General features: G+C 41.8%; 8 protein-coding genes. 2 read left to right on the top strand and 6 right to left on the bottom strand.

Annotated features, from left to right (window positions below):
* Positions 1 to 89: 89 nt before the first annotated feature.
* Both Q0541_RS18460 and Q0541_RS18455 read right to left on the bottom strand, forming a co-directional pair.
* Positions 90 to 983, bottom strand: a complete 894-nt coding sequence (locus Q0541_RS18460; RefSeq protein ID WP_298913206.1) for a hypothetical protein — start codon at positions 981 to 983, stop codon at positions 90 to 92.
* Between the two features lie 426 nt (positions 984 to 1,409).
* Positions 1,410 to 3,299, bottom strand: a complete 1,890-nt coding sequence (locus Q0541_RS18455; protein WP_298913203.1) for a serine/threonine-protein kinase — start codon at positions 3,297 to 3,299, stop codon at positions 1,410 to 1,412.
* 294 nt (positions 3,300 to 3,593) lie between these two features.
* Here Q0541_RS18455 and Q0541_RS18450 point away from each other — a divergent pair, with 294 nt between their 5' ends.
* Positions 3,594 to 4,502 (top strand): DUF3365 domain-containing protein, encoded by a 909-nt coding sequence (locus tag Q0541_RS18450; protein WP_298913200.1) that lies wholly within the window; start codon positions 3,594 to 3,596, stop codon positions 4,500 to 4,502.
* Between the two features lie 39 nt (positions 4,503 to 4,541).
* On the opposite strand, the gene Q0541_RS18445 is transcribed toward Q0541_RS18450, so the two are convergent.
* Complete coding sequence (locus Q0541_RS18445) at positions 4,542 to 5,786, bottom strand: serine/threonine-protein kinase (RefSeq protein ID WP_298913197.1); 1,245 nt, start codon at positions 5,784 to 5,786, stop codon at positions 4,542 to 4,544.
* A 365-nt stretch (positions 5,787 to 6,151) separates the two neighbouring features.
* Here Q0541_RS18445 and Q0541_RS18440 point away from each other — a divergent pair, with 365 nt between their 5' ends.
* Positions 6,152 to 6,385 (top strand): hypothetical protein, encoded by a 234-nt coding sequence (locus Q0541_RS18440; protein WP_298913194.1) that lies wholly within the window; start codon positions 6,152 to 6,154, stop codon positions 6,383 to 6,385.
* Here Q0541_RS18440 and Q0541_RS18435 read toward each other — a convergent pair.
* The 3 genes from Q0541_RS18435 to Q0541_RS18425 form a co-directional block, all read right to left on the bottom strand.
* A complete protein-coding gene (locus tag Q0541_RS18435; protein WP_298913191.1) occupies positions 6,368 to 6,607 on the bottom strand; it encodes a DUF433 domain-containing protein in 240 nt (79 codons plus the stop codon). The genes Q0541_RS18440 and Q0541_RS18435 overlap by 18 nt on opposite strands.
* Before the next feature lie 128 nt (positions 6,608 to 6,735).
* On the bottom strand, positions 6,736 to 6,903 hold the full coding sequence (locus Q0541_RS18430; RefSeq protein WP_298913209.1) for a hypothetical protein: 168 nt from the start codon (positions 6,901 to 6,903) through the stop codon (positions 6,736 to 6,738).
* Positions 6,904 to 7,205: 302 nt separating this feature from the next.
* On the bottom strand, positions 7,206 to 7,736 hold a 531-nt coding region (locus Q0541_RS18425), incomplete at its 5' end, for a Uma2 family endonuclease (RefSeq protein ID WP_298913188.1).

Here is a 7,736-nt window from a genome sequence, read left to right as displayed (position 1 = left end):
CTACACCGACAGCTACGCCAACAACTACACCGACAGCTACGCCAACAACTACACCCTAGACGTCACAAAAAAATTCCTACCCCAAAGTCTCAAATCATTTGATTTGGTTCTTCTAAGGGTCTGCCCTTGGGTGTAGGTAGAGTTGGACGGCGGTCATTGTAAGGCATAGGAATGTACTGGACGCTGGGTCGCCCTCCTTGTGGTTGTGGGTACAAATCCATGAGATCATAAATAGAATGGGGCAGTCCGACAGTTACGGGCAGCCCCATTTCTGTTGCTTCCTCAATAGTGATGGGATAGTCGTGGGTGACGCGCCCGGTTGTCAAGGCTTCGATAATTGATTCAATATTTTCTGGCAAAACTTTTTGTTTGGGTATACTGTCTTTAAGCAGAGTCCGTACAAACCGCTGTACTTGCCCAATTGCTTTGCGTGAGAGGTCGGCCATAATTAGGGTTTGGTCATCAATCTCACTGATGGGTTTATCTTCAACTACTTTCAGGATACTCGCTGCGGGGTAATTACCCAATTGGGGATCAACTGGCCCTAAAACAGCGTTAGCATCCATAATAATTTCATCAGAGGCGAGGGCAAGCATAGTACCGCCACTCATGGCGTAGTGAGGTACAAAAACTGTAACTTTTGCCTGGTGGCGAATTAATGCTCTGGCGATTTGTTCGGTAGCCAAAACCAAACCACCAGGAGTGTGCAAAATTAAGTCAATCGGCACATCTGGGGGTGTGAGGCGAATTGCTCGCAGTATCTGTTCTGAGTCTTCGATAGTAATGTAGCGAGATAAGGGAATTCCCAGAAAGCTAATAGACTCTTGGCGGTGAATTAGCAAAATCACCCGACTTTTGCGTTCCTGCTGAAATTCTTGTAAAGCACGCAAGCGCCGATATTCTATTTGACGTTTTTGCCAAAGGGGTTGCAAAGAAGTGAGAAGGATGAAAATCCAGAATAAATCACCGATACCAAAGCCCATATAATTTATTGTTCAAAAATAACGGTTGTCGTCATTATTGTCACAAGTTTTGGGCGATCGCAGTTCTATCTGTAGGTTAAAAGTATCTAATCAGACCAAGCAAAAAGATTCGGAATTATGAATTACTCTCTTCTGGTGCGTCCGCTTTGCGTAGCAAGATCCCCGTAGGAGTACGCAGCGTAAAGCCTTCTCTTCTCCCTACAGCCCTTCCCTAACGGGACGCCTTGCGGCGAACGGGCATCCTACGACAGGCGCTAGCTTCTCCTTTTGGGAGAAGGGGAGACGCTGTTCGCGTCCCTTGGGCAAGTCTTGCGACACGCACCGTGTAGCAAGATCCCCGTAGGGGTACGCCAACGGCATGGCAACTCTTAGAGACGCTCTTGCGTTCGCTTAGAGCAACGTAAGAGCGTCATTAGGAATTATTTATTATCCACGTCGCCAAATCTTGATAGTATCGTCATCACCACCGCTGACTAGGGTTTGACCATTGGGACTGAAGGCGACGCATCTAACATAGTTGGAATGCCCTGTAAGTGTGCTAATTTCTTTGCCACTGTGTACGTGCCATAGTTTGATAGTGTTATCCCAACTGCCACTAGCCAGAAGTTGCCCATTCTGGCCAAAGGCGACTGACCAAACTGAATCAGAATGACCAATGAGAGTACGAATTTCTCTACCTGTATTTACATGCCATAGTTTAATCGTGTTGTCACCACTGCCACTGGCGATAATTTCCCCATCCTGGCTGAAGGCGATACAGTTGACGAAGAAAGAATGGCCTAATAATGTGGAAATGTTTCTGCCTGTGTATACTTGCCATAGTTTAATAGTGTAGTCATTACTACCACTAGCCACAAGCAGTCTATCTTTGCTATTCGTTGTCGGCATTGTTGGAGAGTAGGCGACTGAAGAAACTGAGTCAGAATGACCGATGAGAGTTTGGATTTCTATGCCTGTGTGTACTTGCCATAGTTTAATTGTGCAGTCAGCACTGCCACTAGCCAGAAACTTGCCATCTGGACTAAAGGCAACGGAATTCACCCAATTAGCATGACCAACGAGAGTACGAATTTCTTTGCCTGTGTTTACATCCCACAATTTAATTGTGTTATCCCAACTACCGCTAGCCAAGATTCCCCAGTTCAGGTCTGCAACTTTCGCAGATTTGCCGGACTCTCCTTGATAAGAAAGATTTGGAGAGATTGGGGTAAAGGCGACGGAATGAACCATACTGGAATGACCAGAAAACCAACGACCTAGCTGACGCACTAGCTTGCCAGTACCCACTTGCCAAAGTTTAATAGTATGGTCATTACTGCCACTAGCAATCAATTGCCCGTTTGGGCTAATGGCGATCGCATGAACCATACTAGAATGACCTTTGAGAGTCTGTATGCATTGCCAGTTATGCTGATTTAATACAACAGGTGGAGGTGGTTTAAGTCTAAGCGTTCTCACTAAATTAGGTGTTGCTAAGGCTACACGAGTTTCTGGATTAGATCCCAATAAATCCAACCACTCCTGCACAGACTGGGGACGATAGGTTGACTCCAGATCCATGCCGCACATAATAGCCTGATTGACTCTGTTGCTGATGTTAGGATTAAAATATTGTGGTGGTTCTAAATTAATATTGTGACGCCTATCATCTGCACTCGTCGGGATAACGGCGGTAAGTAAATTATACAAGGTAGCAGCTAAGGCGTAGATATCAATGTATTCTCCTCGTGGTGCTTCCGATTCATATTGCTCAGGTGGGGCAAAACCAGGAGTGCGATACACTGTATGTCTTTGGATCATATTGGGAATAAATTCTCTAGCGATGCCAAAGTCTATCAGCACTGCTTCTGATTTATCAATGCGGATCATAATATTACGTGGTTTCAAATCCCGATGCAGCAGTCCTTTAGAATGAATTAGTGTCAAAGCGTCGCCAATTTGCCGGATGTACAGCAGCGCTTCTGCTTCTGATAGCACCCCCATCCGTCTCAAGTACTGTCCTAAGTCTTCGCCTTCAATGTACTCCATCACCATGCAGGGCAAATTTCCCTCATCAAAGATGGTTTCTATCTGTACTATATGAGGATGGTGACACACAGCCAGCCGAACTGCTTCATCACGGAAGTCTTGCCGTAACTTGTTTCGGTGAAGTATCCAGGCAGGGTGGTTCAGGATTTCTTCTTTGAGGGTTTTAATTACTCGCAGTTGATTCCGTTGATTTCTGGCAAGGTAAGTAATGCCAATTCCGCCTTCACCTAGTTGGCTTTCAATAATGTAGCGTCCCCCGAATAAAGACTTTCTTGCATTCCACACCATTAGTAATATTTGACAATTGCTGGTATTTTTTTTGGCACAGTATCAAAACAGCCAATACGAATTTTTGGGAATTGTATTTGAATTGCTGTTGTAGCTTTTTAGAACTTAGTTACTTAGAGAAGATTTTCATTAACCTGAATAATTACTAATAGTATAAAGTTGGGTCTACCCTAATAGTTTTAGCTAAACTATGTTTTCACACCCAAATATAAGAGTTGATTGATCATGATAAAGTAAACGATAAGTTTCGCCATATTTGTTCATAATAATTTGAATTGTAGGTAATCTAGAATTATGTTAAAGAATTTGAAGCTGAAACAAAAGTTTACAATTTTACTCCTGGTAATTCTAACATTTGGTCTGAGCTTGAGTGGATTTGCTCTTTCTTCTCTGCTCAGGGAGAATGCTAAACAAGATATTAGCTCAACAGGTCTTATACTCATGCAAACAATGAGTTCTGTTCGTAAATACACCAGTACTCAAGTTAATCCAGAGCTAGCTGATAAATTGGCAACTGAGTTTTTGCCGCAAAGTGTGCCTGCATACTCAGCACGCGAGGTATTTGAAATTTTACGAAAAACGACAGATTACCGTGACTTCTTTTATAAAGAAGCAACTCTTAATCCCACAAATCTTCGGGATAAGGCTGACAGTTTTGAGACGGAAATTGTAGAAAGGTTCAGAAATAAATCAGACCTTAAAGAAGTGAGTGGATTTCGCTCAATTCCTGGTGGGGATATCTTTTACATTGCTCGTCCGCTGCCAATTTCTGAACAAAGCTGTCTCGTATGTCATAGCGTACCTGAAGCTGCACCTCAAAGTATGATTACTCAGTATGGTACAGCTAATGGATTTGGGTGGAAGCTGAATGAAATTGTTGGCGCTCAGATTATATCAGTGCCGGCGAACAATGTCATCAGCAAAGCTAATCAGTCTTCTTTACTCATTATCCTAATTGTATCAACTATATTTATAGCAACTATCCTGTTAGTCAACTTTTTCTTGAATCGACAAGTTGTTTTGCCTCTCAAACGCATGACTCGCATAGCTGAAGAAGTCAGTACAGGACATATGGAAGTTGAATTTGAGCAGATGTCTAATGATGAAATCGGTAATTTAGCTAAAGCTTTTAAACGGATGCAGTTAAGTCTAGAAATGGCAATGAAAAGAATTAAACGCACTCAGGGAGGTGCAGTGGATTAAACAATTTAAAATTCTCTAAATTAACGGTGGTCTAAATGTCTATGAAAATAAGCTTTTTTTAAATTCAAAAGCTGCCTGAAAATCAGGAATTTCCCTGATGATCAGTTCAACAAATTGGTCAGGCGAAATGTAAGGATTTTCAGCTAATATTTCTTCTATAATCAGATTTGCCATTGGTCCGATGTGGTAAGCTAACTCTTGCTGACAATGTTTGATAAATGCTGGTTTGAGTGAAAGTTGTTGTTCAATTCGCCCAATTTGCGGATTAATAGGTGTAGGTGAACTAAAAATTGTTTCTCCAGGTTGATTGGATGACGGCGATATTGCCGACATAGCCTGAAATTCAGGATTAAATATCGTGGCAGGCAAATCATCAACCATGATTGGAGGAGACATTGCCACTTCTGGTTCTCCAATCCGCTCTAAATCTATAAGAACTTCCTTGGCTGTTTGATATCGGTTGTTAGGCCTATCTGCCAACATATAATCAAGTATTTGAGCCAAGTCATCAGTAACATAGGTATAATAACGCCAGTTCCATTCTAAGGAGTACTGATCCATTAGTAAAGATGGATCTCTACCTGTGAGTAATACAATAGCTGTTACCCCCAAAGCATAAAGGTCACTAGAGGGAGAACATAAACCCAAGCTAATCTGTTCGCGGGGAGCGTATCCCACTTTGCCTACAAGGGACATTTTGCCAACAAAGGTCACCTGATGGTTAGAACTTCTCGCCTCGTTGATATCAGCAATTTGCTTGCCTACACCGAAATCAATTAGCACTGGCAGATCCTTGCCATCGGGTAACATGATGTTGTCAGGAGAAATATCTCGATGGATGATGTTGTGTTGGTGGACATATTCCAAAACAGGCAGTAGATTCTTTAGCCACTCTATAACTTCCTCTTCGGAAAAGTTTCTTCCTTGACGTTGAAGTTCTCCCAGCAGCCGAGAATATGTTTTACCGTCAACATACTCTTGTACTAGAAACAGCCGATTATCTCCTTCAAAGCAAGCTAAGAACTTGGGAATTTGAGGATGTTGCAATTGATGAAGAATTTTTGCCTCTCTTTTAAATAAGTTGCGATATTGTTCCAATCCACTCTCCCCTGTGCCAATGGGTGCAAACTCCTTGAGAACACAAGCTTCATTAAACCGACGAGTGTCAAACGCCAAGTAAGTTCGTCCCAATCCTCCCTGTCCTAGAAGTTTTTGGATAGTATAGCGGTTATCGATTAGAGTTCCAGCAGTTATTTCTGGTCTTGTCATCGGGGACTGTGACATCTCATCGCACTCCTAGCGATTTTATTATTGATAGATTATCTTGTTTGCTGAAAGTCAGAAACTCTAGCAGATAAAGGCTGATAACATCCTTAAAATTGAGGTTAGCACTACTATCAATACAGGGAAACACACTTTTCTACAATCTTTCGACGGTCTTGTATGACTAAATAGACAATTTTTACTTCAGTAGTTCGATCATACTACTCATACTTACGTATTTTAGCAGCCGGAAGATAATTAGTGTCTGCGGTAATATCTGCGAGTGTTCAGGGCATCGCCTTTTGGATTTGCTGCTGAACCACATCTTACCCCTAGCAGCTCAATTGGCACTGAGTTTTGGAACAGTAAGCATATAGCGTGACATTATGGTTTTTCAGAAAACTGAGGTTGCTATAGACTTCCCAAAGGGAATATTATATGTATTTCAAGTGCTAAATATGCGATCGCGCTCAAAAGTTAATCTTTCTGGGAGCGAATATCGTTGTGATATAGCTGCTTCAGCATCGGCTATCAAAGTTTTCAGTACAGGTGATTCTTCAAAAGCAGAAAATTATTCTGCATACAATAAAAGGCTCCTAAAGCTACAACAATTCATCTAGTTGATCAGGATTCACGCTTAACTGACGCAAACGTTCTGCTAATTGTTCTTGGTGCTGTTCATAATAAGTCCAGGCAGCTTTTAGATCGTCATGGGTTAGGGTAGGATAGTTTCGCAGTAACTCTTCCTCATCTGCTCCCTGTTGGCGAAAAGCCACCAGCGTCCACACAGGGATGCGCGTGTTGCGAATGCGTGGCTGTCCCCCGCAGACACCGACTGTCACTTGAATTGGCTAGCTGCTTAGTCGCTGTTGTAAAAAGATGCGCTCTTCTGGAGTGAGAGATTCAATAATTTGTACCAGCGAATCGACTAATCGCGTGTTCATCATTATTTTTATTGATTACTTTCATCTTATTGAGCTACTAGCATTGCATTGATATGGGTGAAAATCCTATTTATTTCTCCAATTTCTTCAAGTTCGATAACTTCTTCTAGAGTTAGTAAATCAGCTTTTTTTCGTTCTAAAAGTTCTTCCATCCGTGCTTGTAGTTCATCGTTCTTGAAAGACGATTGGTTCAATCCAAGCTTGCACATCTTGTGGTAAACGTGCTAATTCTTTTAAGAATTTTTTAGTATATTCAACTTTCCACATTCTTTTGCCTTAATGATTCTTCGTGGGATTAGGCAATCGCCTTTATCATGTCTTTATATTAAAGTATAAAATTATGTTTATTCCCTATAAACTAGCCTTAGCTTTGATAGTATTAGCAATAATAATTAACAAAAATACTCTCAAATTTTGGCTGTAATTGGTATTATTGAAAATTTCATGTTTCTAAAAAAATGCTAGATTTAGCAAACCTAAATTATTTACAGGAAGTCTAATCTTCTGGCTCAATTCCCGCCGCCCGCAATTGTGCTGCTAGTCGTTCAGCACGTTGGCGTTCTTGTTCAGCGCGTTCGCGTTCCTGTTCGGCACGTTGGCGTTCTTGTTGAGCTAACTCAGAACCCCAAGGCAAAAGGTTTCCTTGTTCATCCCACCACCGTAACCACTTTCCTGTGCGGTTTTCACGAGTGCCTTGCGACACGCCAAGGTAAAGATTGATTTCTGGTATCCAGTACCGTTGATTTTCATCAGCCTCTTGCAAGATGTACTGTTCTATGTTTTCTAAGCGATACATTTCTACACTGCCGCTATCTGGTTCAAAGATGATGTAGTTTGGTACTTTTAAGATGCGCTCATAGAAAAACCATTTTCCTGGGGGATATGTCGCTTTGATCGAATACTCTGTCTCCTGTGTATCGGAAATAAATTCCATCACAATTACGGGAATTTCACCTTGTAGTTGAGGAGTGTAACGGGAGCATCCCAGTTTTTTGCAAAGAGGACGAAAATCAGTCAGGATAAGTAA

The sequence above is a fragment of the uncultured Nostoc sp. genome (assembly GCF_937863485.1).
Classification (GTDB): Bacteria; Cyanobacteriota; Cyanobacteriia; order Cyanobacteriales; family Nostocaceae; genus Nostoc.
The sequence above is the reverse complement of the archived record's forward strand: the minus strand, read 5'-3'. Positions and strand labels throughout refer to the sequence as shown.

Coding starts and splice junctions, on each gene's coding strand:
- Q0541_RS18455 (WP_298913203.1), bottom strand. CDS start 3,299: ATGGTGTGGAATGCAAGAAAGTCTTTATTCGGGGGACGCTACATTATT.
- Q0541_RS18445 (WP_298913197.1), bottom strand. CDS start 5,786: ATGTCACAGTCCCCGATGACAAGACCAGAAATAACTGCTGGAACTCTA.
- Q0541_RS18460 (WP_298913206.1), bottom strand. CDS start 983: ATGGGCTTTGGTATCGGTGATTTATTCTGGATTTTCATCCTTCTCACT.
- Q0541_RS18440 (WP_298913194.1), top strand. CDS start 6,152: ATGGTTTTTCAGAAAACTGAGGTTGCTATAGACTTCCCAAAGGGAATA.
- Q0541_RS18450 (WP_298913200.1), top strand. CDS start 3,594: ATGTTAAAGAATTTGAAGCTGAAACAAAAGTTTACAATTTTACTCCTG.